Origin of the sequence: uncultured Kordia sp. (assembly GCF_947489565.1) — a bacterium.
Taxonomy (GTDB): domain Bacteria; phylum Bacteroidota; class Bacteroidia; order Flavobacteriales; family Flavobacteriaceae; genus Kordia.
In genome coordinates this window covers 35,932-59,982 of sequence record NZ_CANLEA010000005.1, presented here as the reverse complement: position 1 = coordinate 59,982, position 24,051 = coordinate 35,932, and the positions used below count along the sequence as shown (strand labels likewise).

Here is a 24,051-nt window from a genome sequence, read left to right as displayed (position 1 = left end):
TAGTTTGAGCGTCAGTTATAGTATGAATACTGAAGCAGTACTACAACAAATTTCCGATCAGCATGACGGCGAGCTATTTATAGAAGATGGCAAGGTGTCTAGCGGTATGGGTTCTTTTTTTCATTATCTACAATATTATCTAAGAATTCCTCATAATAATGCTACGATTCATATTTTCTATGATAATGGTATTTCTGCAACCGTAAATTTCAATATTGAGATTGATAATCTTTTCAATGTTTCGGAATTTCAACTCGAAACCATCAGTCATTTTACCAAGCTAATTTTATTCAAAAAATACAATTGGAAAGTCACCTGTAAAGATCTTTATTTAAATAGAGAGATTGAAAAACTATTACAAAAGCATACGTTAGATCAATTAATTCTAAACACTGGTTTCGAGCCAAATATGAAAGGTTTGCTCACTAAAACTGCATATAAAATTCATACAGTTTACTCTTTAACTTTTGAGCCAAATGTTACGAGCATGTATCCTATTGTTGAATTTCACAAAGAACTTATTGATATCTTAAAGGAACGCTATAAACGGTTTTAATACAAGAGAAACGACACTACAGATAGTATTGCAAATGTGAGTGGTATTACAAAAATTAAATAAATAAAGGTTAAAAATAGTGTTTTAAAGAATGTTTTAAAATAGCCTTGCTCATAGAAATGTTTTAAACTTAAGTATAGATATATCAGCATTGAAACAAGTAACGTAATATCAATCCAATCGGGAATTTCTACAATTAAATTTGTTGTAATAATAATACTTGAAGCCAAGAATATAAAGGCAAAAAAGTAAAAACTAAAGACCATATGATGCGCAAAACGTCCGCGTTTTCTGTAGAATAGCTTTAGTAATAACGCAAAAATTGGAATTAAGAAAAACATAGAGATGGGAATGGTATCCAAAAATACCTCTAAGATTCCGTCTCCCATTTTTTGTCGAAATTTAATGATTTGCTTCCTCAAAAATTTAGCAAACCATCCATCTGATTCTTTATGACCAACTGCTTTTAATTTTTCATCCATACTGGCTCCTGCCGCATGCAAAGAATCTATTTTAGTAGTATCAAATTCTAAACCGAAAATTTCATTTACTTCTTTTCCTTTAGAAGGTCTTTTTTGCTTTTTAACTTTCGTAGAATCCTTTGAAATGCTATCCTGTGTTGGTAACTGGCCATTTTTTAGATAGTATGTTAACTTTTGAATAGCCAAACTATCTTTCCCTTCTGTTTTCAACAAGTCTTGTTCAAGTACATCCCGAATAGAATCATAGATTTTTTGTGCCTTTGAACGTATTTTCTTCTCTCGTCCAATTGAAGCACGCAAGCCATCTTCAAATTCTTCTTTGGTAGCACTGATAGAAATTGAAAATATAAAGAAAAACACAATGGAAGCAAATAAGTAAAATTGTGCCGGATGCAAATACATAAGTCGTTTTCCGGATACAAACTTTTTGGCCAAATATCCTGGACGTGTTAGTAAAGGAATAAAACTTCTGAAAAAACGTGCATCTACCGAAAAATAGTTCATCACAGTATTGTGAAACAACACACGCATGTTGAGTTTATCATCTACTTTTTGCCCACAATTTGGACAATAGTTATGATAACGTGTTAATTGATAACTACAGTTAGGACAATGTTTATTTTTGACAGACATATATTATGGTTGGCTGTATTTTGCGATACAAATATGCTAAAATCTATTCACAATTATTCAATACTGCATCTATTGATTGATAATAATCTAGTAATAACTTCTGTTTCAAGAGCAATACTCTCCAATTATTGACAAAATCTTCTGTGCTTTTGGCGCTTCTGGCAAAACTCATTTGAAATAATTGATCTTTCCAAGTTTCTTTAATAGCATTGGCTTCTTTTTGCAATACATAAAATGCTTCTACATCTGTGATGCATTTAAAACTTGTAATTGATAAGAAATCCGTTTGTTTATAAGAATTCCACACCAAACTGGATAATTTTTTTGCCATCAAAGGAGATTCTATAAATACATTAAAATCGCCGTGCAATTGAATCAGCGTGTCATCTACAGCAGTGAAAGAAGCATAGTCAAAAATGATACTAGTTTGCTCTCTAAAAACCTGTAATGAATCTTTAGGAATCACCAAATTCATATTGGCATCTAAGGCAGATGCGATAATAGCAATTGGCTCGTATTTTTCTTCTACTTTCTGATGAAAATCTTTGAGCATACTATAATTATCGTGCAATTCTTGTTTGACTTGTATAAGCGCTTTTTCCTTAGCATCGTATAATTTATTTTCCTGAAAATAACTTGTAATATACAATCCGGCAATAATACCAATCATCGTAGAAATTAAGTTGACAAACAGCGGATTATTCAAGCTTATTTTTTTCTTTCCCATACAATTTCGATCTAATTATAATTATATACATCTGTGCTAAAAAAGTCAAAAAAGTTACAATTTTCAACTTTCATTGATGAAGATACTCAAAAAAAAGCAATCACAAATGCCATTTAAAAACCTAACAAACAAACACTTACATTTTTGGCACGAAATTGGTTTTACTATTGACAAATAGCGCTCGCCGAAAAGCTAAAGAGTAGGCATAACCCTAAAAGTACACATTATGAAAAACTTTTATCTTTTATTCGTAGGATTGTTACTTAGTGTAACTTCTACACAAGCAAATGTAATAAGCGACCAAACACACGGAAGCGAAAATGGGTTAACCAATCGCTATCGTTATGCACAACCAATTCAGTTTGTAGAGCGAGGTGTTGAATTTTTCGTTTTCCTAAATGGAGAATTCGATTTTAACACACATCCTGTCGACTACAGAAGAGGACGAAGAAGCACTGTAAATACAACACATGGTGCGCCAAGAGTTAGAACTAGAGCAAATCGTTACAACACCCGAAATATTGGTGTACGCGTAGAGCACGATTTTAACGGAAGAGTTCGAAGAATTGGAAATTTATTCATCAACTATGATCGTTTTGGTAGAGTCAAAAGAATTGGATCTATTTACATGCGTTACCACAACAGACATGGAAAAGTAAAACAAATTGGTGGATTGCGTTTAAAGTACAACCGTAGAGGAAGACTGATCAGACAGTTTGGAACGGTAAAACCACAAGTCAATAATGGTTCTTGGGGAGTTGGAAACGGAAATGTACACATAGACGACGATTATCAAACGGGACATGATGCTCCAGCAAATGATGAAGATTTATACTATTATAAAAAGAAAGGAGAACAAAAGAAGTTTACCAAAAAAGATTAATTCAATAGAATCTATATCTATATAAATACAAAACCTCGTGAATCTAAACAGAATCACGAGGTTGTTTTTTATAGTATAAAGAAAACGCTCCAATTATTTCTTCGCTGCGTTCGTAATATTGATAGACATAAAGAGCCAACTAAACTACAAAATTTATCATATCAAAACGATTATAACTAAATTCTTTATGTAATTATGTATACGGAAACAGCACTACTATATATTGGTGACTAAAGTAATTATTTACCACTACTTTACAGTATGGAAAAACCATACTTTACATGAGTTAATAAACTCGTCTTATATCACTATTTTTTTTTAACGAATCCTTATATTTTATTTTTTGGCACGCTGTTTGGTTACTATTAATTGAATATTAAAACCTTACGTTATGAAAAAAATACTCATTGCACTTACAGGATTGTTTTTCTTGGCAGCAAGCACTGTCGAAGCAAAACGGATGGACACAACAACAGCTGATTCTTTCCTATCAAACGAAGCTTTCTCTTTCGTTGAAAATGGAATCACGTTTTCAGTGTATAACGATGGAGAGTTTGATTTTTTCATCAATCGTTTACACTCAAACATAAATGCCAATGTAAATGTTGGTGGCTTACAAGTCTCTTTTAATTCAGGATACGATTATAATCCATATATTCAGTATGATGATTATGGAGCAATTATTCAAATAGAAAACACACCTATTTTCTACGATTATTATGGAAGAGTTTATAGAATTGGAAATATCAACTTTAATTACAATCATTTTGGAAACTTAACGCAAGTTGGCGGATTGTTCATTTACTATGATTCGTTTTCACGATTCTCACACACTAGAGGCTTTATAAACCCATACAATAGAATATACAGACGTACAGCATATTACAACACTGTATTCTTTCGTCCAAGAGTTGACTTTTGCTTGGTAAGCGTAAATCCATATAGAAGATTTTACACACCAATTCGCTACACATTCTGTAGTCCATACAGAAACAATTTCAGATATCGATATGCAAGAGCGAGAGTTGGTCATATTTACCACAGCACTGCTCGAGTGAATACGAATAGAAGAAGTGTTTATAGAAACGATCGTAGAGTATCGCGTAGAAATGATGCTTCAGTATACAACACACGTAGAACTACTACACGTACAAATACACGTAATACGCGTCAAGCAAACACACGTTCTACTAGAAATACACGAAACAATCAAACGACACGTTCTACACGTGATAATGTAAGAAGTTCTAATACCAGAACTACGCGCAACAACGATACAAGATTAGGTGGCGTTCGTGGTATCAATAACAACAATACACGAATTGAACGTGAAAACACAAGAACTACACGTAACAACAATGGTGTTCGTCAAAGTTCTACCAGAAATAACACAAGAACTACACGTAGCAACAATAGTGTTCGTCAAAGTTCTACAAGAAACAATACTAGAGCTACACGTAGCAACTCCAGAACATCTAACGATGTAAGATCAACGAGAAGCACGCGAAATAATAGTTCGGTACGAAACAACAGAAGTTCTAGCAGAAGAACTGTAGCAAAGCCACAAAGAAGTAATTCTTCTAGAGCTACAAGATCAAACCGTTCTTCTCAAAGAAAATCGGCAACTTCACGCTCAAACCGTTCTAACAGAAAGGCTACCAAGAGCAGACAAAGAAGTTCAAGAAGTAGAAACTAATATATAGTTGTTCAATTTCTACAAAGCCTTACTTGATGGCAACATTGAGTAAGGTTTTTTTATGCCATTAATTTTCTTTTCAATACTTCTTTATGATCATAATTTCCGTTATCAATGATCTTGCAAAGTCTTTCTTTAAACATCTCTAATTCCGAAAGTGCTTGCTGCAGTTCGTTTACAAACTCTCCTCTACTACAAATCATTTTTGTTTGAATATCTTCAGCGTTTGGAGTATCATCGTAATATTCAGAGAATTCAATATTGACGCCGTTGTAACGATAATATATCCACGGATGACCAATCCAAATTTGCTCCCATTGCTGTGATTTTTTAGAAATTACTTTCTCCCATTCGGTATAATCGCTCAAATCTGTACAGCATTGATACTCAATAACTGTATCGTCTTGCTCAATTCGCAAACCACCTTCAAAAGACATGAGTTCTTCTTCGTAATTCGTTGGCTCTGTATCTTCAATATGTGAATCAATAGTAGCCTTGACAAGTTCGTCAGTTACTTTCGACAACAAAAGCTCATTATTATATGAATTCACTGAAATCAATGCGCCAGATGCAATCGCTTTTTCATAAAGCGTTGTATCCTTAAATTCTTCTTGGATTGGATATGAATATAATACGAAGTGAATTTTTCTCAAGTGTTCTAATTTTAGGAATCAAAGCGAATGTAAGACTTCTGCTAATTTTTTAGTCAACGCTTTGCGCGAATACTTTTGCAATCCAATTGCTGAAACCTGCAATTTTTGTTGCTTATACGCTTCATAATACGCTACAACTTGTGTTTTGAGCTTCTCTTTTTCGGTATATAAAAAATAAGTACCTGTATTGGTCTCCTGAATGATCTTTGCGATGTCTGCATCTTTTGGTCCTAACCCAATAATTGGGCGTTCTGCTGCCATGTATTCAAATAGCTTTCCTGCAATGATTCCTTTGGTTTTCGCTGCATCAATTTCAATGACTACTAATAATTGTGATGCGCGTTGTAATTGCAAGGCTCTTTGATGAGAAACATAGCCAAAATACGTTGTATGCTTTTCCAAACCAGCTTCTCGGATGTCTCGTTGAATACGTTCGCTAACAACTCCAGCAAACTGCAATTGAAAATCTTTTGCAAAATCTGCATTTTCTTGTATCAATTCAGCCAAAACTTCCCATAAAACTAGCGGATTTCGTTCAGAAAGTAAGGAACCAATATGCGATAAGGTGAATTTTTCATCCATTGGAGCTGCTGGAAACTTTTCCACATCATATCCATTCGTAATCACTTCAATTGGTTGTTTGGTCAACACTGAAAACTCTTCTTTCGTAGTAAAACTTGTCGTCACAAGCTGATCTGCCGTTTGCAATACTTCCGATTCAAGTTTGATGTGTTTTTGCTGTGATTTTTTCGTCAATCGCAACTCATCATGATAGCCAATAGTTGTCCAAGGATCTCTAAAATCTGCCAACCATTTTATATCCATTTGTTTTCGGAGTTTCAGACCAATTAAATGCACACTATGCGGTGGACCTGTAGTAATAACGGTATCTATATTATTTTCTTTCAGGTACTTTTTCAGAAACTTCACAGAAGGTTTTACCCAAAATTTTCTAGCATCAGGAATAAAAAAATTTCCTCTAATGTACAGCATTAACTTTTCTACAAAAGATTGTTTTTCATTCGCTATAATCCCTTTGCTTATTGTTTTAGATTTTTTCTTAGAGAGGATTTCTGCAAATTTATAAGGCTCAAAAATAGGTTGTTTTACAATCGTAATATCCTTTGGGATTTCATCCGAAAAAGTTTCATCAACCATTGGATAACTAGGATTTTCAGGAATAAAAACGATGGGTTCGATATCAAAATGTTGTAAATATTTTACAAATTTCAACCAACGCTGCACGCCAGGTCCGCCGGCAGGTTCCCAATAGTAGGTAACAATTACTACTTTTTTAGCCATATTTTAAAAACTAATTAAGCTTTTGTCACTGTCTTTTTACGCCTAAATTCATAATAAATTCCTCCAAGAATCAATAGTACTAAAATGATCGTACTTGTTAATGACACGGTAACACCTTTGTCAACAATAGTAGGTTCAAACTTAAATCGTACTGTATGCTTTCCAGCAGGTACTTCCAAACCACGCAATACATAATTTACTCTGTAATGCGGAACAAGTTTTCCATCGACATAAGCATTCCAACCATGCGGATAGTGGATTTCTGAAAATACGGCAAATCCATTTTCTGAATTTTCTGTGGTATATGTTAAATCATCTGGCTTGTAATCCGTCAACTTGATGCTAGCCAATGAATCTTTTCCATACGTTTCTTTGATGTCATTTGCAGCTTCTTGAGTACTGCGAAATAGTGCTGTATTTTTCGTATCTAATCCAAACAGTGATAACAATTCGTCATCTGCTGTTTCTACAAAATTGATTTTTTTAACGAACCATGCATTGCCATTAGGATAAGGATTTTTAATATTCACAAGTCCTATAGTTCTTCCTTGCTCGTCTTTATTTTCGTCAATCGTATACTTTACATTCAACATATTTAAAATGTTGACGTTTCTTGCATTGAATTCAAACGTACGTCCATGATCCAAATAAAAGTCATACAACTCTTGAAATTGTCTTGGTTTTGCTGCATGATATCCACCAAGCGTATTGTGGAAATAAGCAGTACGTGCATGCGCTAAACGCAATCTTGGTTCAAATACTCGGTAATGTCCATCGTCCTCTAAGATCGCTTTATCAACCTCATACGTAGGATATGGATTTTCAAATTCAGCTTTCGTTACATATCTATCTGGATCATTATATACATAACGTTGTGCAATACCAACTAAATCAAATAATAACAATCCTCCCAAGATAAGAATGACAATATTTTGTTTGAGTTTTTCTTGAATAAAAGCCCATAAAACTCCTGCCGTTGCTAAAACTAACAATAATGAACGGATGGCGTCTTGTGTGAATATCGCTGATCGATCTTCTTTTAGAATTTCTAAAAATACAGGATTGGTTCCTTTATCTCCAGGTCCTTGGAAGTTAAAAAGTGTCGATTTAAACAACAGAAAGAACAGAATAAGACCTCCAATAATTCCCGTACTTATATACAGTGCTTTTAATTTTTCTTTGACTGGATCATTTTCATTTTTTAATGCGTCTTCTTTTTTAAACAACTGTGCTAATCCTAAAATTCCCAAAATAGGAATACATAATTCTAAGATCACTTGTATTGATGATACTGCTCTAAATTTGTTATAGAACGGGAAGTAATCAATCATAAAGTCTGTCAAGAAATTAAGATTTTTTCCCCAAGACAATAGTAGCGACAAAATAATTCCGCCAACTAACCACCATTTTGCTCGGCTTCTCACAAGGAACAAACCTAATAAAGCTAGAAAAATAATGATTGCTCCAACATAGGCTGGTGCAGCTACAATAGGCTGATCTCCCCAATATCCAGGCAATCGTTTAACAACCTCTTTTGCTTCGCTTACATTGTATCCGTTTTGCAATAAAAAATTGAATGTTTTTGAATTTACTCCTAAATTTTCGGCATCTCCTCCACCCATAAACCTAGGAATTAATAGGTTGAATGTTTCTGCTTTACCGTAACTGTATTCTGTTATATATTCTTTTGAAAGTCCTTCTTTTTCTTTCTTTGAACCATCAGGTTTTACAGTCAATTCACTTTTTCCTCTAATGCTCCAATCAGCATATTCTTTGGTTGTCATCAAACTTGCGCCATTGACACCAAGACTTAGAATTACTGCGATAATTAATATCCCAACAGATTTAAAAAAGTGTGGTAATTCTTTTTCTTTGTAAAACTGAATTAAATACACCAAACCAAGCACTAAAACCAATAGCATTAGGTAATACGTCATCTGCGGATGCGCCGTCATCACTTCTAAAGACATGGCGACAGCCGTTAACAAAAATCCCAAAATATATTTCCGCTGAAAGGTGAGTAAAATACCTGAAAGTACTAACGGAAAGTAAGCAATGGCATGTGCTTTGGCGTTGTGTCCAACGCCGAGAATTATTATAAAATATGTGGAAAAACCAAAGGCAATGGCGCCAAGTATAGACAATCGCCAATCGACTTTCATGATCAATAATAAGACATAAATACTTAAAAAGTATAGAAATAAATAATCTGCTGGACGCGGTAAAAATCGAAGTGTTCTATCCAGTGTTTTTATATATGAATGCGGATAGCGCGCACCTAAAAGATATGTAGGCATACCAGCAAAAGCACTATCGGTCCAATACAATTCTTTTCCAGTCTGTTCTCTATAATCGTTTTGCTTTTTTGCCATTCCTGTATACAACGTAATATCTTGTTGCAACATTTTTTTTCCTTGCGCTACAGGATAAAAGTATGCCAGCGACATTCCAATAAAAAGCACGAGTGCAATGGCATGCGGAATTAATTTTTTAATATCTAAATTCACTTGGTGTAATTTTTTAGCGTGTACAGATTGAAAGCAATATACTAAACCTTTTCGGAAAGATTTTTTTTAGTGTAGAAAATTGATCTAATATTAATCTACTTCTTCAAAATCTATATATTCTCCGACATCTTTAGAAGACTTTCTATCATTTGGCATGGTATCAATAGTCGTTTCTCCTTCTTTGTCACGTCGTTGTTGTTGAAACTGAGTTTCTTGCCTAAATTGTTCTGAAAAACGCTTTTCCGCTTTCTTGGCAACATAACGAATCATAACAGGTGCAAATAATCTGCCTATGATGCGTAATGCATACATAACCAGAATTATGATTGCTATTGTTCTTAGTACTCCCATATTGTGTTATAACCTATATTTTTTCAAAAATACAATTTATGCAGATTTAATATCGTTTTTACTAGATAAAAAACTATAATTTTATGTAGTTTTGGCTTAATCTGTTAAAATTTTAAGAGAAAACACGCGTTGTCACTTTTGCATCATATGTGCAATTTGTTTAGACAAATGTTTACTTAATAAAAAAAACAACCTTTATAATCATATGAAAACATCATCTTTCTTAGCAGTTATCGTTTTTTTATTTTCCGCTACTGCTGCCTTTGCTCAATATACAGAAGTAATCAATTCCAATCGTCCAGGAGCGTCAATAAGTGCCTATTCTGTTGGAAAAAATGTAATTCAGTTTGAAGGTGGAATGTTTGTTGACAGACAAGAACATAAGAAATTGAATACGGAGGTAAATGCATTCGGACTTGATTTTGCATTGCGTTATGGTTTGTTTAAAGAACAATTAGAGATTAGTTGGGAAGGTGCTTATCAGTTTGATACTTTTACAAGCAATGCTTCAAATCCTCCTTTAGAGTTTAATAGAAATGGTTTTTTATCGCATACAATTGGAGCAAAATACATGATTTATGATCCGTACTTAAACTCTGAATTAGAGAAACCAAATTTATATAGCTGGAAAGCAAATAATTCATTCCGTTGGAAAGATTTAATTCCTGCCATCGGTGTATATGCAGGTGCAAATTTTGTGTTTTCTGACAATCCATATTTTCCACGTACAGAACCGTCTATTAGTCCTAAAGTTACTGTTGCTACACAAAGTCACTTTGCAGGACGTTGGGTTTTTGTAACGAATATTACTTACGACCGTATTACTTCTGATTCTAAAGAATTGAGTTATATTATAACGTTAACACATGCGTTTGACAATCCAAAATGGTCTGCTTTTGTAGAGCATCAAGGAATTGACAGCGATTTGTATGCTGATGCTTTGTTTAGAGCTGGTGGCGCTTATTTATTAGGAGAAGATTTTCAGTTAGATGGATATCTTGGTGCTGGTGTAAAGAATACGCCAACACGTATTTTTGCTGGTTTTGGAATCTCGTACCGAATTGACGATTGGCATGAAGATGAGTTGATTCCTATTGAAGAGCAAGATCCTAACGGAGAAGATCCAAAGGATAAAAAGAAGAAGAAAAAAGATGAAAAAGAGTTGGAGAAGTTTGAAGACGACGGAGATAACGATAACGATAACTAATCTTTTGCCACCAAATTCCTAGTTAATGATTGAAGTACGAGAAGTAGCCAATAAAAAAGAGCTGAAAGCATTTATAAAATTCCCTTTTGGTCTTTACAAAGGTTCTAAATATTGGGTTCCACCAATTATAAAAGATGAATTAGAAACGTTTGATAAGGATAAAAACCCTGCTTTTTTAGATGCGGATGCACAGTTCTTTTTAGCTTTTAGAGATGGCAAAATTGTAGGTCGTGTCGCTGCTATTATCAATTGGATTGAAGTGAAAGAGCAAAAACTTTCCAAGATGCGATTTGGTTGGTTTGATATGATTGACGATTTGGAAGTTTCAGGTGCTTTACTCGATAAGGTAACAGAAATTGGTCGCTCACACAATTTGGAATATATGGAAGGTCCAGTAGGATTTTCTAATTTAGATAAAGTTGGTGTCCTTACAGAAGGTTTTGACCATATTGGCACCATGATTACTTGGTACAATCATCCGTATTATGAAAAACACTTGATTCATCACGGATTGGTAAAAGAAAAGGAATATTTAGAAAATAAGTTTCCTTTTGAAAATGTAAAGCCAAAATTCTTTGAGCGCGTCCAAAATTTGGTCAAAAAGCGTTATCAATTACGTCAGCTCAATTTTACAAAGACCAAAGACATCATGCCATATGTAGATGAAATGTTTGATCTATTTAATGCTTCTTATGCATCTTTGGCGTCTTTTGTTCCTATCAATGATATACAGAAGGAATATTTTAGAAATCGATATATCGGATTTATCAATCCTGAATTTATAAAGTTTGTAGTTGATAAAGATGACAAGCTTGTTGCTTTTGCAATTGTAATGCCTTCGTTTGCCAAAGCCTTACAAAAAGTCAATGGAAAGTTATTTCCATTTGGAATTTTTCACATGTTGAAAGCTCGTAAAAAGCCTGAAAATATTACGTTTTATTTGATCGGTGTACATCCGGAATACCAAAATAAAGGATTGACGGCTATTCTTTTTATGGAATACTACTTAACGTTTACAGAGAAAAATATTGTAGAATGCATTCGAACTCCTGAATTGATTGAAAACACTGCGATTCATCAACTTTGGAAACATTTCAAACCTGTAACACATAAGCGTCGTAAAACGTATAAGCGAAATCTTTGATTTAGATAGACTGCTTTGCTTTTAGATATTTAGATGTTAGATCGCGCTTTGCGCTGTTAGATTTGTTTCTCTTCACTTCACTTCGACTTCGCTTAGTGTGAACGCCTTTTGGTTGTGTTTTGTATTTTTTTGTTGATTTGTTTTTTTGCCTATTTGTTTTTTTACTTATAACTTTTCGGAGACTGTTGGCTGTTTGTTTTACGCAACTCATAACTCTTAACTTTTTTCGTCACGAATTCACGAATGTTTTTGGGTCTTGGGTCTTGGGTCTTGGGTCTTGGGTCTTGGGTCTTGGGTCTTGGGTCTTGGGTCTTGGGTCTTGGGTCTTAAAAAAGTAGCATTTCTTTTCAAATACAAAACGTCACTTCGAGTGAATTTGTACAACAAATTTGTATCGAGAAGTACTTTGAAACTAAATTCCTAGCACTTGAAAATACTTTTCCATTTCATATTCGAGTAATGCAAACCGTACTTTGAAACTTCTCAATACTAACCTCTCAATACTCAATACTAATTTCAAAAAGCTGTTAACACTTCATCAAAAGGAACTTCAAGTTGTGTTCCGTTTTTCATGTTTTTCACCACGCACGTATTGTTTTCAAGCTCGTTTCCTCCTATGATAATTACATATGGAATGTTGCGCTTGTTGGCGTAATTCATTTGTTTTTTCATGTTTTTATTGTCTGGAAATAACTCTGCGCTTTTTCCAGCTTCACGTAAAACTTTGATTAATTTTAAAGATGCCAACGCTTCTTTTTCACCAAAATTAACACACAATACATCTACCTTATCAGAAACTGTTTCTGGGAATAAATCCAATTCTTCCAATACGAGATAGATTCTATCTAAACCAAACGAAATTCCAACGCCACTTACATCTTTTAATCCGAAGATTCCAGTTAAGTCATCATAACGACCACCGCCGCCAATAGAACCCATTTTTACGCCTTCTGGTGCCGCAACTTCATAGATGGCTCCTGTATAGTAATTTAATCCTCTCGCAAGCGTAATATCTAAATCTAACGTTGCCGTTTCCAATCCTAAGATTTCTATTGCTTCAAACACAAATTCTAAATCTGAAATTCCTTCCGTTCCTTCAGCAGAATCCGCTAATAAGGCTTTTAATTGCTCCAATTTTTCATCTATGTTTCCAGAAAAACTGAATAACGGTTGTACTTTTTCAATCGCTTCCGCAGAAATGCCTTTGGTCAACATTTCGTTTTTCACGCCATCTTCACCAATCTTATCCAACTTATCTAAAGCAACTGTGAAATCGATTAACTTATCTTTAGCGCCAATCACTTCCGCAATTCCCGACAGGATTTTACGGTTGTTAATTTTGATTGTTACACCATTCAGACCTAATTCGGAAAAGACTTTGTCATACAACTGTACAAACTCCACTTCTTGCCATAACGACTTCGAACCCACGACATCAGCATCACATTGAAAGAATTCTTGAAAACGTCCGTGTTGTGGTCTATCTGCACGCCAAACTGGTTGAATTTGGTAGCGTTTAAACGGAAATGTAATATCATTTTGGTGTTGTACTACATAACGCGCAAACGGAACCGTTAAATCATAACGCAAGGCTTTTTCAGACAAAGAATTTGAAAATCGTGCTAACTTCCCTTCTTCTAACGCTTGTAAATCAGCTTTTTTTACTTTTTCACCCGAATTCAAGATTTTAAAAATCAAGCGATCTCCTTCTTCTCCATATTTCCCCAATAACGTAGTCGATTTTTCAAACGATGGTGTTTCAATAGGTTGAAATCCAAAACTTTGAAAAGCTGTTTTTATGATGTTAAAAATGTAGTTACGTTTTGCAACTTCTATTGAAGAAAAGTCTCTTGTTCCCTTTGGTATGCTTGGTTTTTGTGCCATGATTCTATATTGTGCCGCAAATATAAGTCTATTTTCGTTTTTGCGGAATGATCGTGTATAGATTATTTCAACTAATTGAAAAAGTACTTTTACGTACTATTTATTAAAGTTTGCTCATTGCTTTACATTTGCTGTTAAGTAATACGTAGATTTGATAAAAACAACAAAACAATGAAATATATAATTGGTATTCTTCTATTCTTTTTTTCATCTGTTAGCTTTTCGCAATCACCTGCTCAAATCAAAGAATTGTTAGACAATATCGCATCTGTAAAGAATTCTAAAGACATTGTAACATCTGAAGCAGCAAAAAAACTCATTTCGTACGATAAAAAAATTTTACTTGCGCTCGCTTTCCATTTTACTGATGATACAGAAACTAGCGTAGTTTCAGAATGTCAAAACAGAACACTTACAAAAGGAGAAATCGCAATGATTATTGCAGATCATATTGATAGCATGCCTTATTTTCAATTGACAGGAATTCAAAATTGCACACTTACCTTCTGTGAAAAGAATCCAAATTTGATTGAATACTATTTTTGGTTTTTCAAGACATCTTCCGAAAAGGTAATTTTTAGGAACAAATACATTACCTATATTGGCACTGGAAAAGTACCAATTACTAATAAACTTTAAACTGAATTTTCGTAGTATACAAAACGAAGAACAATATTTCGTTTACAAAATAAAAGATTGAGATCAGTTCTAGCTTCTAAGCTATTCTCGACTGCGCTCGAATTGACAATTTGAAAAATCAACGATCTACAATCAAAAATCTCAAATCATAAATCGTTTACGACATCATCGCTTCAAACCATTGGAATAATTGTCCTTTGGTAATGTTTGAACCTTGTTGTAATAATGCAAATTTGTCTGCGTTTCTGTCTTCTGAATACGCTTTATTTGCCGTTAAGATCTCGACTTCTTCAGTTGAATAGTTTTCTCGTAACCAAGCAAAACCTTCTTTCGTAGTAATGTTGATCGCTTCGTTTAAGATTTTAACTGCGATTAACTTCATTTCATCTTCACGCAAGTGAAATAAATACATGTGTTGCGCTGAGATATTTTCAAGATACGTTGCCTGCGTTAATACGCCTTCCCAAACCAAATCGCTAAACACATCTATTTCCTGTTCTGCTACTTCTGGTTTTTCTTCTTTTAACGTTGCCCATTCTTCTGCAGTGATGGATTGCGTTGCTAAAAAGTTGATGAATTCTTGGTGTAATTCTTCTAATTGTTCTTTCGTAAGTCTTGCGTATTTCATGCTTTTCAAAAATAAAGAGTGCAAATTTACAACTATTCAAAATGTTAGCATAAAAAAAGCCACTCAAATTGAGTGGCTTTCTACACAAACGCTAGGCGTTCTTATTTTGCTTCTGCAATAACTTCGAATGGCAAACCTACAACTACGCTTCTGTGTAATCTTACTTTTGCTTCGTACTTACCAGTTCTTTTTACATTACCACCAATCACTTTGATAAATTTCTTCTCAATTGTGTGACCTGCTTTACCTAATGCTTCTGCTAAATCGATGTTATTCACTGATCCGAATAATTTCGTTCCAGCTCCTGTTTTTGCAGTGATCTTAACTTCTAAGTCTAACAATGCTTTTGCAGTTGCGTTAGCCTCATCCACTAATTTTTGCTCTTTATATGCTTTTTGTTTCAAATTCTCTGCTAAAACTTTTTTAGCTGAACTTGTTGCTAATGTTGCAAATCCTTGAGGAATTAAATAGTTTCTTCCGTATCCGTTTTTTACAGTTACGACATCATCTTTAAATCCTAAATTTTCAACGTCTTGTCTTAAAATAAGTTCCATAATATCTGCCTATATTTTATTTTAACATATCGCCTACATATGGCATTAATGCTAAGTGACGCGCTCTTTTAACAGCTACAGACACTTTTCGTTGATACTTTAATGAAGTTCCTGTCAAACGACGTGGTAATAATTTTCCTTGTTCGTTTACAAATTTGATTAAGAAATCTGGATCTTTATAATCGATATACTTGATACCTGACTTCTTAAAACGGCAATATTTCTTTGCCTTCGTAGTTTCGATGTTTAAAGGAGTTAAATATCTAATTTCTCCTTCTTTCTTTCCTTTTGCTTGTTGTTCTATTGAAGACATATTTCTTAAGATTTAGCGGTTTTTCTATTTCTTCTTTTCTCTGCCCAAGCGATTGCATGTTTATCTAAACGTACTGTTAAATAACGCATGATACGCTCGTCACGTCTAAATTCTAACTCATACGGAGTAATTACTTCTCCTGGAGCTTGGAATTCGAATAAGTGATAGAAACCACTCTTTTTGTGTTGGATTGGATAGGCTAACTTTTTTAGTCCCCAATCTTCTTTTGAAATCATTTTGCCACCTCTAGAAACGATGAAATCTTCAAATTTCGCTACTGTTTCCTTTATCTGAGTTTCAGATAAAACGGGATTTAAAATGAAAACAGTTTCATAATGATTCATAAATACTATTTTTGATTAAAATTGGGCGCAAATGTACTGTTTATTTGTTGTAATACAAATAAAAATACTTCTTTTTTTTTGCTAAGTTTATTAATAAATCCGCGATTTTGTTGCGGTTTTGATTTATTTTTTATAACATTGCATGTACCCAAATTTTAAAAAATCGCTAATTACGCTTATGAAGCTTAACTGTATTATTGTTGATGATTCTTCTATACAACGAATGGCTGTTGCCAAGTTGATATTGAACCATCCTTCTTTAAATTTAATTGCAGAGTATAGTAACGCTATAGAGGCTAAAAATGGTCTCAAAACTAATAATGTCGATTTAATATTTTTGGATATTGAAATGCCTGTTTTGAATGGATTTGACTTGCTTGAGTCATTAAAAAATCCGCCACAGGTAATCATGGTAACAGGAAAAACTGAGTACGCTTTTAAAGCTTTTAATTACGATGTTACCGACTTTTTACACAAACCTTTAACGAAAGAACGTTTTGACAAAGCCATCACGCGAGCGCTTGACAAATCCAGCTATGGTGCGAAAAGCAACGAAGATGACGATCATATTTTTGTAAAAAGTAATTTAAAGAAGCGTAAAGTAATCTTAAATAGCATCAAGTGGATTGAAGCCTTAGGTGATTATGTAAAATTAGTCACTGACGAAAGTAATATTGTTGTACTTTCTACAATGAAAGCTTTTGAGAAGCAATTGCCTGAAAATAAATTCTTAAGAATTCATAAATCTTATATTGTGAATTTAGATAAAGTAGATCGTTTCAATAGTAAAAATGTAGAAATTGCTGGGCAGTTAATTCCTTTGAGTAGAAACAAGAAGGTTGAATTATCTGAAGCACTTTCTAACATTTAGCTCTCGACTTCACTCAAACTTCTCTATCTTTTTTAAAAAATTCTCCTACTTTTTTTGTTTAATTTTTCCGCAGAAAACATTCAACAGTATAATTTATAATCATTTACAGATCTTAAATTGTATCTACATCGATAATTATTCGGACACTTCTGTATTCTGAAATTGACAAGAAGCTTGTTTTTATTCTAGATATTACCTCTTTTGTCTTTCCTAACGATTGTTGTTTTGGAATTTTTAATAAGATATTTTTTAAATATAGGTTTCGAATGCGCGCAATTGGCGGGAATTCTGGTCCCAATACATTGTCTCCAAAACTATTGCGCAACGATTTTGCAAACCACGCTGCACTTTCATTCACACGATTGTATTCTTTGTGTTTTAATGTAATTTTTATCAACCTGTAAAAAGGTGGATAATGAAATTGTCGTCGATCGTTTAATTGATCTTTGAACATGTTTTCATAATCTCCAACCGAAACTTGCTGCAGTATTTGATGATACGGATTGTAGGTTTGAACAATTACTTTTCCGCGCTTTTTAGTTCTTCCGGCGCGACCGGCAACTTGTTGAATGAGTTGAAAACTACGTTCGTGTGCTCTAAAATCTGGAAAATTCAACATGCTATCTGCATTCATGATTCCAACTAGATTCACATTCCTAAAATCCAATCCTTTGGTCAACATTTGCGTTCCGACTAAGATTTGAATTTCCTGCTGTTCAAACGAAGAAATGATTTTTTGATATCCGTGTTTTCCGCGCGTAGTATCTAAATCCATACGCCCAACTTTTACCTCAGGCAATAATTCATTCAGCTCCTGCTCTATTTGCTGCGTACCAAAACCTTTGGTGTCCAATTCGTGACTTCCACATGCCAAACATTGTTGTTGCATAGCAATATGATGACTGCAATAATGGCAACGCAATTGATTTTTATATTGATGATATGTTAAGCTCACATCGCAATTGGGACATTGTGGCGAATGTCCACAAGTATTACACTCAATAATTGGCGCATATCCTCTACGATTTTGAAATAAAATGACTTGTTCACCATTTTCAAGCGTTTCTTCAATTTCTTCCAACAAACGATCTGAAAAATGACCTTTCATACGCTTTTTACGATGCTTTTCTTTGATATCGACTAATTCCATATCTGGCATTAAAACATCGCCGTAACGTCTTGTAATGGTGGCTAAAGCATATTTTTGAACCTTTGCATTGTGGTAACTTTCCACACTCGGCGTTGCTGAACCTAATACAATTTTCCCTTGATGTAGCTTTGCAAGTACTATAGCAGCATCACGTGCATGATAACGCGGTGCAGGATCGAATTGCTTAAATGAAGTTTCGTGTTCTTCATCCGCAATGATTAATCCTAAATTTGAAAACGGCAATAACAACGAAGAACGTGCTCCTAATACAATTTGCGCTTTCGGTTTGTTTTGCAATACATTATTCCAAACTTCAACACGTTCATGCACCGAATATTTTGAATGATATACCGCTACTTTTTCTCCAAAGTATTGCTGCAATCGTGTAATGAGTTGTGTTGTCAACGCAATTTCTGGCAACAGATATAAAACTTGTTTTCCAGACGCCAGCGTATCTTCTATCAGCTTTACATATACTTCCGTTTTTCCTGAAGATGTTACGCCGTATAATAAACATACATCTTGAGTTTGAAAAGCATTTTGTATGGTTTCATATGCTTCTTCTTGATATGCATTCAATCGTTTTGAAGCTTCGGTTTCGTCTCCGTTGTATTCTATTCTATCTTTTTGGATGTAATATTCTTCTAAGACACCTTTGTTGATCAACGCTTTTATCACAGATAAACTTGTGTTGCTTTGTTTTGTGAGATCTTTGACAGAAATCGGTCTTTTAGAGCTTGCAGAAATCGAAAATAATGTCAGAATGACTTCCCGTTGTTTTTTTGCTTTGTTGAGCGAATCTAGCAATTCTTGAAGACGTTTTTCACTTGTATACTCTGAATGAAGCTTTACATAGCGCACCAACTTTGGTTTGTACTGCTCATAGATTTCTTCATAGACTTGAATGACTTCTTTATCAATCAATCTTTTTAAAACGGGCAATACATTTTTCTTTCCTAGAATGCTACTAATTTCTTGAATTTTAAGCAATGATTGATGCTGCAAGGCTTCAAAAATTAAAAACTCATCGTCTTTTAATTGACTTTCATCAACTTCTGCATCCTCATATTTAGAAATGATCGTTTCACTTTCTAACAAAAAAGCGCTTGGGACTGCCGAACGAAATACTTCGCCCAAACTCGCCATATAATAACTTGCAATCCATTCCCAATGTTTTAATTGTTGTGGAGTAATGATTGGCTGCTCGTCCAAAATCTGATGAATTTCTTTAGCTTCATAGATTTCCGGCGCTTGTTGATGAATTCTATGGACTAAAGCTGTGTATACTTTACTTTTTCCAAAAGGCACTGCCACACGCATTCCTTGCTGTAGAAACTGTGCTTCGGCTTCCGAAATGCTATAGGTAAAAAGGCGCTGAAGCGGAATTGGCAATATGACATCTATAAAATTAGCCATGGTTTAAAGGTACATACTTTAAAGAAAAGATTTAGTTCTCTTTGATCATTTTCATAAGTGCATGATGATCTATTTTACTTATGATTCCTGTATTATATTTTATGTAAATCAATCCTTCTTTTATAAAAATTTGATAGTCTTTTGTTGGAAAAACTTTTAGGTATTCATTCACATTTGTATTTTTCTCGATAATTTTATTAGTTCCCCACACGCCTATTTTTTTATATTCCGCTATTAAAAATCCTGATTCATTATCTTTTTGCAAAGTATATACTCCCAAAAAATTATCAACTTCAATATTATCATATATAAGATCTAACGCTACTTCTCCATTCGCATTGAACAAACCGTATTTATCATTTTTTTTGACAATTATTTTTTGATTGTGATATAAACCATCTGAATATAATCCTGCATTTGAATCATTCCACAACTTGTTTTGTTTCTTACGATCATCTTCATAAGAATTCATTGATGTATCCATTTCCAGAGGTATTATGATTTCGTCATATTCCATAGGAAGCAAAAAGTTCCCATCTGACTTTACAATTCCCCATTGATATTTTCCTTGTTTCTTCTTCGCCACCAACATCATTGGTTTTTCGCAGCGCAGTAAATAAGGTTTGCCTATTGTATCAAATTTTGCAGAAATTATGTCTGCATCTAGTATCAAACCGTATTTTTTTCGGTATTTGTATACGAGATAGTTTTCATGGTAATGACGTTCTATATCATATTCATGTGATTTTGCTCTGTGATATTCATAACCAAAATTATATGGTAAAACATTTATACCATCCACATTTTTTACAGGAATAACTTCTATGGTTTCTTGAGCTTGTTTCGCTTCATTTTTAATGGAAACATAAATAATTTCATTTCCGTTTTGCACAAACTCATAACGAAAAGTATTGTATGAAGATGCTGGTCTTTTGGATTGTCTTTTTTTATCGTTCGAAGCATGTTTAGCATCAGCTTTTATTTCTTCTGCTGGCAACTCTTCAATTTCTTCAATAACAACAGGAGGTTTTTCTTGTCCGAAAGAAAGGTTTACAAAAACTATATATAGAAATAATAGTCCTATTTTTTTGGTAAATATCATAATTCAAAGGTACATACTTTGCATAAAAAAACCACTCCTTTTTCAGAGTGGTTTTTTTATGTATGTTTTATGTGATTAGTTCACGCGATACCAATTTTGAGTTCGGTAAAAAAACGCGACATAACCACGCACATATAGTTTATTTTTATCGTCAGTATCGAGCCAGATTTTACATTTATATTCTTTTCCTTTTTCAGGATCTAGAATTTTTCCATCTGAATATTCATCATCATCCTTGGTTAATCCATCGATAATCTTCATTCCTAAAACGGGTTTATTTTTTCGACTTCCTTTACATTTTTCGCAAAGTCCGTCACGTTTTGAAGCATCGATAATATCTACTACTTTTCCGTAAATCTTTCCATTTTGTTGGTAGATTTCTACAATTGATTTTGCTTCACCAGTTTCGTCGTCAATGGTTTTCCATTTACCAACAACACTTTGCGCAACACTCATTTGCAAACCAAAGAATAGTAATAGTATGTATATGTATACTGTTTTTTTGCTCATCAATAATTAGGATTAGTTATTTCCTAACATTCCGTTTTTAAGTTTTTTATCTGCTGGTTTCATTCCTAACCAGATTCCGAAAAGTGCTTTTTTGAATTCGTATCCAGGAATTACTCCTTTTTCAGTACCGTTTTTGTATACAATAACACCTTTGTCTTTTAAATATACAATATCAAAAATATCACCGTCATTAATTTCATCGCTAAAGAAACCTTTGAAAGTCTCTATTTTGTTAGCAATTGGTGCTGTATTTCCTTTTGTAGATTTATCGAAACCATCATTAACAGCATTGATCATTTTTTTACTAGAAATCATACCAGATGTAATGTGTAATTTAATAGCCATTGACTCATCTGCAGTTCTAATATCATACGCATTACTTGATTTTTGTTGCAAGTACAATCCTCCTGAATATAATTTAAACCATGCCTTTTTACGTACACCAGCGCCATTATACATAAGCTCTTGACCTTCAAATGTAACTGTATCTGGTAATGTTGCCGATCCTACTTCATGTTGCGCAGTTGCAGCACCGATTCCTACGATTAAAAAAGCGATAAACGCATAAATTGTCTTTTTCATTTTCTATTGGGTTTATTTATAATTTTCGTTCGTAATATACTACTTTTTATTATGCAAACATAATAAATTTAAGCAGCTTCATTTTTGTTCTTTAGCATATCTAGTGAAGCATTTAACTCAAATCCGAGCAATAAAATATTAGCATTCAACCAGATATACATCATTAAAATCAACAATGCTCCTATAGAACCATATAGTTGATTGTATTGAGAAAAATTAGCAATATAAATTCCAAATAAATACGATGTCAATATGATGAGTACGGTTGTAAATAAAGCACCTAGCGAAAAGAATCTTGCCACTTTTCCTCGAACTGTACCAAAATAATATAAGATTGCTATTCCCATATATATCATACTAATTAAGAATACGTATCGCAGAATATTGATACCAGTTCCTACATTTTCAAGCGATTCATTGCTCAAATGACTGATATATATTTCTAGATATCCCAATACGACTATGGTAAAAATCAACAACAATGCCAAAAGCAAACCGACACTTAAAGAATATAGATATTGCTTGAAGAAATTCCGTTTTTCATGCACATGATAAGAGTTTTCAAATCCACCAAAAATTGCTCCTACTCCATTTGCCATTAAGAATATGGAGAGAAAAAATGTGGAAGACAGCAATCCACCACGCTTGTTGTTTACAATATCTACAATAATTCCATCAAGAAATACTCCTGATTCTTCCGGAAGCACTGAAGTAATGGTTTCTACAAAGTTAGCTTGAAAATTATCGATTGGCACATACGGAAGTAGATTCAAAAAGAATAGCAACGATGGAAATATTGCCATAAAAAAACTAAAGGCAATGGCAGCTGCCCGCGCTGTTAATGTCCCGTTGATGATACCAACGATGTACATTTCTAACAAGTCATACAAAGACAAACCTTTGAGTCCAGGAAGTTTTACTTTCTTGAATAACATCACCAATACATTGATGATTGGAATTTTGTCAAGTTTGTCTTCGATGTCTTTAGACATTATTCAACGGCTTTTAAACTTAAATCTAAATTGTATACCGAATGCGTTAATGCACCCGAAGAAATATAATCTACACCACAAAGTGCATATTCGCGAATGGTTTTTTCGTTGATTCCACCAGAAGATTCCGTCAAACATTGATCGCCAATCATTTCTACAGCTTTTCGTGTATCTTCATAATTAAAGTTATCAATCAGAATTCTATACACACCATCCGTTTTTAATATTTCAGCAATTTCATCCAAATCACGTGCTTCCACAATGATTTTTAAATCCAATTCGTTTTCTTGTAAGTATGTTTTTGTTTGTGTGATTGCTTGTGTAATTCCACCACAAAAATCAATATGATTGTCTTTTAACATGACCATATCATACAGCGCAAAACGATGATTGACACCACCACCAATTTTTACAGCCCATTTTTCAAGCGCTCTAATTCCTGGTGTTGTTTTACGTGTATCCAAAATTTTTGTTCCTGTTCCTTCTAATAATTGCACAAACATATTTGTTTTGGTTGCAATGGCGCTCATACGCTGCATAGCATTCAACACCAAACGTTCCGCTTTTAAAATAGATTGTGATTTTCCAGTTACATAAAACGCGATATCACCATATTTTACAGTGCTTCCATCTTCAATAAGCGTTTCTACTTCCATTGCTGGATCGACATAGTTAAAGACCATTTTGGCAAACTCAATACCTGCAATAATACCTTCGTCTTTTACTAATAATTTTGCTTTTCCTGTCGCTGTATCGGGAATGCATGCTAGTGAACTGTGGTCGCCGTCGCCAACATCTTCTCTAATAGCGTTTGCTATAATTAATTCTAATTCTTTTTGAAATTGCGTCTCTGAAATCATGTTTTATGCTAAATAGTATTTATTTCAAAATTGCGAAGTTTATATTGTATATCCAAAATGTATGA

24 protein-coding genes are annotated in these 24,051 nt (G+C 33.7%); 7 read left to right on the top strand and 17 right to left on the bottom strand.

What is annotated here, in order from left to right:
• The first annotated feature begins 22 nt into the window (after positions 1-22).
• The gene (locus tag Q0845_RS07970) at positions 23-556 is read left to right on the top strand and encodes a hypothetical protein (RefSeq protein ID WP_298511524.1); all 534 of its coding nucleotides are present in this window, start codon (positions 23-25) and stop codon (positions 554-556) included.
• Here Q0845_RS07970 and Q0845_RS07965 read toward each other — a convergent pair.
• Positions 553-1,671: a DUF3667 domain-containing protein gene (locus Q0845_RS07965; protein WP_298511522.1), complete on the bottom strand. Its 1,119-nt coding sequence runs from the start codon at positions 1,669-1,671 to the stop codon at positions 553-555. The genes Q0845_RS07970 and Q0845_RS07965 overlap by 4 nt on opposite strands.
• A gap of 43 nt (positions 1,672-1,714) precedes the next feature.
• On the bottom strand, positions 1,715-2,398 hold the full coding sequence (locus Q0845_RS07960; protein ID WP_298511520.1) for a hypothetical protein: 684 nt from the start codon (positions 2,396-2,398) through the stop codon (positions 1,715-1,717).
• 226 nt (positions 2,399-2,624) lie between these two features.
• On the opposite strand from Q0845_RS07960, the gene Q0845_RS07955 reads away from it, so the two are divergent.
• Together Q0845_RS07955 and Q0845_RS07950 are read left to right on the top strand one after the other, a co-directional pair.
• Complete coding sequence (locus Q0845_RS07955; protein WP_298511518.1) at positions 2,625-3,281, top strand: hypothetical protein; 657 nt, start codon at positions 2,625-2,627, stop codon at positions 3,279-3,281.
• Positions 3,282-3,672: 391 nt separating this feature from the next.
• Positions 3,673-4,977: a hypothetical protein gene (locus Q0845_RS07950; RefSeq protein WP_298511517.1), complete on the top strand. Its 1,305-nt coding sequence runs from the start codon at positions 3,673-3,675 to the stop codon at positions 4,975-4,977.
• Positions 4,978-5,036: 59 nt separating this feature from the next.
• Here the strand turns inward: Q0845_RS07950 and Q0845_RS07945 are convergent, their stop codons facing one another.
• The 4 genes from Q0845_RS07945 to Q0845_RS07930 form a co-directional block, all read right to left on the bottom strand.
• Positions 5,037-5,630 carry a hypothetical protein gene (locus Q0845_RS07945; protein ID WP_298511516.1) on the bottom strand — a complete coding sequence of 198 codons (594 nt, stop codon included), beginning with the start codon at positions 5,628-5,630 and terminating at the stop codon, positions 5,037-5,039.
• Positions 5,631-5,648: 18 nt separating this feature from the next.
• Entirely contained in the window at positions 5,649-6,932 is a 1,284-nt protein-coding gene (locus tag Q0845_RS07940; protein ID WP_298511514.1) for a glycosyl transferase family 1, read from the bottom strand.
• Between the two features lie 14 nt (positions 6,933-6,946).
• Positions 6,947-9,439: a YfhO family protein gene (locus Q0845_RS07935; protein ID WP_298511512.1), complete on the bottom strand. Its 2,493-nt coding sequence runs from the start codon at positions 9,437-9,439 to the stop codon at positions 6,947-6,949.
• A 90-nt stretch (positions 9,440-9,529) separates the two neighbouring features.
• The gene (locus Q0845_RS07930; protein WP_298511510.1) at positions 9,530-9,790 is read right to left on the bottom strand and encodes a DUF4834 family protein; all 261 of its coding nucleotides are present in this window, start codon (positions 9,788-9,790) and stop codon (positions 9,530-9,532) included.
• A gap of 205 nt (positions 9,791-9,995) precedes the next feature.
• Here Q0845_RS07930 and Q0845_RS07925 point away from each other — a divergent pair, with 205 nt between their 5' ends.
• Both Q0845_RS07925 and Q0845_RS07920 read left to right on the top strand, forming a co-directional pair.
• Complete coding sequence (locus Q0845_RS07925; protein WP_298511508.1) at positions 9,996-10,997, top strand: transporter; 1,002 nt, start codon at positions 9,996-9,998, stop codon at positions 10,995-10,997.
• 25 nt (positions 10,998-11,022) lie between these two features.
• Positions 11,023-12,141, top strand: a complete 1,119-nt coding sequence (locus Q0845_RS07920) for a GTP cyclohydrolase (RefSeq protein WP_298511506.1) — start codon at positions 11,023-11,025, stop codon at positions 12,139-12,141.
• 516 nt (positions 12,142-12,657) lie between these two features.
• Here the strand turns inward: Q0845_RS07920 and hisS are convergent.
• Positions 12,658-14,025, bottom strand: a complete 1,368-nt coding sequence (hisS, locus tag Q0845_RS07915) for a histidine--tRNA ligase (RefSeq protein ID WP_298511504.1) — start codon at positions 14,023-14,025, stop codon at positions 12,658-12,660.
• A 171-nt stretch (positions 14,026-14,196) separates the two neighbouring features.
• Here hisS and Q0845_RS07910 point away from each other — a divergent pair, with 171 nt between their 5' ends.
• On the top strand, positions 14,197-14,664 hold the full coding sequence (locus Q0845_RS07910; protein ID WP_298511502.1) for a hypothetical protein: 468 nt from the start codon (positions 14,197-14,199) through the stop codon (positions 14,662-14,664).
• A gap of 157 nt (positions 14,665-14,821) precedes the next feature.
• On the opposite strand, the gene Q0845_RS07905 is transcribed toward Q0845_RS07910, so the two are convergent.
• The 4 genes from Q0845_RS07905 to rpsF all read right to left on the bottom strand — a co-directional run bounded on the left by Q0845_RS07905 (position 14,822) and on the right by rpsF (position 16,503).
• Positions 14,822-15,292 (bottom strand): DUF6495 family protein, encoded by a 471-nt coding sequence (locus tag Q0845_RS07905; protein WP_298511500.1) that lies wholly within the window; start codon positions 15,290-15,292, stop codon positions 14,822-14,824.
• A 101-nt stretch (positions 15,293-15,393) separates the two neighbouring features.
• Positions 15,394-15,846 (bottom strand): 50S ribosomal protein L9, encoded by a 453-nt coding sequence (gene rplI, locus Q0845_RS07900; protein ID WP_298511498.1) that lies wholly within the window; start codon positions 15,844-15,846, stop codon positions 15,394-15,396.
• A gap of 16 nt (positions 15,847-15,862) precedes the next feature.
• The gene (rpsR, locus tag Q0845_RS07895) at positions 15,863-16,159 is read right to left on the bottom strand and encodes a 30S ribosomal protein S18 (protein WP_046757893.1); all 297 of its coding nucleotides are present in this window, start codon (positions 16,157-16,159) and stop codon (positions 15,863-15,865) included.
• Positions 16,160-16,164: 5 nt separating this feature from the next.
• The gene (gene rpsF / locus Q0845_RS07890) at positions 16,165-16,503 is read right to left on the bottom strand and encodes a 30S ribosomal protein S6 (protein WP_114904420.1); all 339 of its coding nucleotides are present in this window, start codon (positions 16,501-16,503) and stop codon (positions 16,165-16,167) included.
• A gap of 178 nt (positions 16,504-16,681) precedes the next feature.
• On the opposite strand from rpsF, the gene Q0845_RS07885 reads away from it, so the two are divergent.
• Positions 16,682-17,374 (top strand): LytTR family DNA-binding domain-containing protein, encoded by a 693-nt coding sequence (locus Q0845_RS07885; RefSeq protein ID WP_298511492.1) that lies wholly within the window; start codon positions 16,682-16,684, stop codon positions 17,372-17,374.
• Positions 17,375-17,486: 112 nt separating this feature from the next.
• Here Q0845_RS07885 and priA read toward each other — a convergent pair whose 3' ends face one another.
• The 6 genes from priA to nadC all read right to left on the bottom strand — a co-directional run bounded on the left by priA (position 17,487) and on the right by nadC (position 23,986).
• Positions 17,487-19,940: a primosomal protein N' gene (gene priA / locus Q0845_RS07880; protein ID WP_298511490.1), complete on the bottom strand. Its 2,454-nt coding sequence runs from the start codon at positions 19,938-19,940 to the stop codon at positions 17,487-17,489.
• 31 nt (positions 19,941-19,971) lie between these two features.
• A complete protein-coding gene (locus tag Q0845_RS07875) occupies positions 19,972-21,042 on the bottom strand; it encodes a hypothetical protein (RefSeq protein WP_298511488.1) in 1,071 nt (356 codons plus the stop codon).
• A 75-nt stretch (positions 21,043-21,117) separates the two neighbouring features.
• Positions 21,118-21,552 (bottom strand): DUF2147 domain-containing protein, encoded by a 435-nt coding sequence (locus tag Q0845_RS07870; RefSeq protein WP_298511486.1) that lies wholly within the window; start codon positions 21,550-21,552, stop codon positions 21,118-21,120.
• Positions 21,553-21,564: 12 nt separating this feature from the next.
• On the bottom strand, positions 21,565-22,134 hold the full coding sequence (locus Q0845_RS07865; RefSeq protein WP_298511484.1) for a chalcone isomerase family protein: 570 nt from the start codon (positions 22,132-22,134) through the stop codon (positions 21,565-21,567).
• Positions 22,135-22,202: 68 nt separating this feature from the next.
• Positions 22,203-23,126 (bottom strand): YihY/virulence factor BrkB family protein, encoded by a 924-nt coding sequence (locus Q0845_RS07860; RefSeq protein WP_298511481.1) that lies wholly within the window; start codon positions 23,124-23,126, stop codon positions 22,203-22,205.
• On the bottom strand, positions 23,126-23,986 hold the full coding sequence (gene nadC / locus Q0845_RS07855) for a carboxylating nicotinate-nucleotide diphosphorylase (protein WP_298511479.1): 861 nt from the start codon (positions 23,984-23,986) through the stop codon (positions 23,126-23,128). Before nadC ends, Q0845_RS07860 begins: the two co-directional genes overlap by 1 nt.
• Positions 23,987-24,051: the final 65 nt, after the last annotated feature.

What these genes read in the sequence shown, in the direction of transcription:
- Q0845_RS07970 (WP_298511524.1), top strand. Translation starts at nt 23, where the DNA reads ATGAATACTGAAGCAGTACTACAACAAATTTCCGATCAGCATGACGGC.
- Q0845_RS07965 (WP_298511522.1), bottom strand. Translation starts at nt 1,671, where the DNA reads ATGTCTGTCAAAAATAAACATTGTCCTAACTGTAGTTATCAATTAACA.
- Q0845_RS07960 (WP_298511520.1), bottom strand. Translation starts at nt 2,398, where the DNA reads ATGGGAAAGAAAAAAATAAGCTTGAATAATCCGCTGTTTGTCAACTTA.
- Q0845_RS07955 (WP_298511518.1), top strand. Translation starts at nt 2,625, where the DNA reads ATGAAAAACTTTTATCTTTTATTCGTAGGATTGTTACTTAGTGTAACT.
- Q0845_RS07950 (WP_298511517.1), top strand. Translation starts at nt 3,673, where the DNA reads ATGAAAAAAATACTCATTGCACTTACAGGATTGTTTTTCTTGGCAGCA.
- Q0845_RS07940 (WP_298511514.1), bottom strand. Translation starts at nt 6,932, where the DNA reads ATGGCTAAAAAAGTAGTAATTGTTACCTACTATTGGGAACCTGCCGGC.
- Q0845_RS07930 (WP_298511510.1), bottom strand. Translation starts at nt 9,790, where the DNA reads ATGGGAGTACTAAGAACAATAGCAATCATAATTCTGGTTATGTATGCA.
- Q0845_RS07925 (WP_298511508.1), top strand. Translation starts at nt 9,996, where the DNA reads ATGAAAACATCATCTTTCTTAGCAGTTATCGTTTTTTTATTTTCCGCT.
- Q0845_RS07920 (WP_298511506.1), top strand. Translation starts at nt 11,023, where the DNA reads ATGATTGAAGTACGAGAAGTAGCCAATAAAAAAGAGCTGAAAGCATTT.
- hisS (WP_298511504.1), bottom strand. Translation starts at nt 14,025, where the DNA reads ATGGCACAAAAACCAAGCATACCAAAGGGAACAAGAGACTTTTCTTCA.
- Q0845_RS07910 (WP_298511502.1), top strand. Translation starts at nt 14,197, where the DNA reads ATGAAATATATAATTGGTATTCTTCTATTCTTTTTTTCATCTGTTAGC.
- Q0845_RS07905 (WP_298511500.1), bottom strand. Translation starts at nt 15,292, where the DNA reads ATGAAATACGCAAGACTTACGAAAGAACAATTAGAAGAATTACACCAA.
- rplI (WP_298511498.1), bottom strand. Translation starts at nt 15,846, where the DNA reads ATGGAACTTATTTTAAGACAAGACGTTGAAAATTTAGGATTTAAAGAT.
- rpsR (WP_046757893.1), bottom strand. Translation starts at nt 16,159, where the DNA reads ATGTCTTCAATAGAACAACAAGCAAAAGGAAAGAAAGAAGGAGAAATT.
- rpsF (WP_114904420.1), bottom strand. Translation starts at nt 16,503, where the DNA reads ATGAATCATTATGAAACTGTTTTCATTTTAAATCCCGTTTTATCTGAA.
- Q0845_RS07885 (WP_298511492.1), top strand. Translation starts at nt 16,682, where the DNA reads ATGAAGCTTAACTGTATTATTGTTGATGATTCTTCTATACAACGAATG.
- priA (WP_298511490.1), bottom strand. Translation starts at nt 19,940, where the DNA reads ATGGCTAATTTTATAGATGTCATATTGCCAATTCCGCTTCAGCGCCTT.
- Q0845_RS07875 (WP_298511488.1), bottom strand. Translation starts at nt 21,042, where the DNA reads ATGATATTTACCAAAAAAATAGGACTATTATTTCTATATATAGTTTTT.
- Q0845_RS07870 (WP_298511486.1), bottom strand. Translation starts at nt 21,552, where the DNA reads ATGAGCAAAAAAACAGTATACATATACATACTATTACTATTCTTTGGT.
- Q0845_RS07865 (WP_298511484.1), bottom strand. Translation starts at nt 22,134, where the DNA reads ATGAAAAAGACAATTTATGCGTTTATCGCTTTTTTAATCGTAGGAATC.
- Q0845_RS07860 (WP_298511481.1), bottom strand. Translation starts at nt 23,126, where the DNA reads ATGTCTAAAGACATCGAAGACAAACTTGACAAAATTCCAATCATCAAT.
- nadC (WP_298511479.1), bottom strand. Translation starts at nt 23,986, where the DNA reads ATGATTTCAGAGACGCAATTTCAAAAAGAATTAGAATTAATTATAGCA.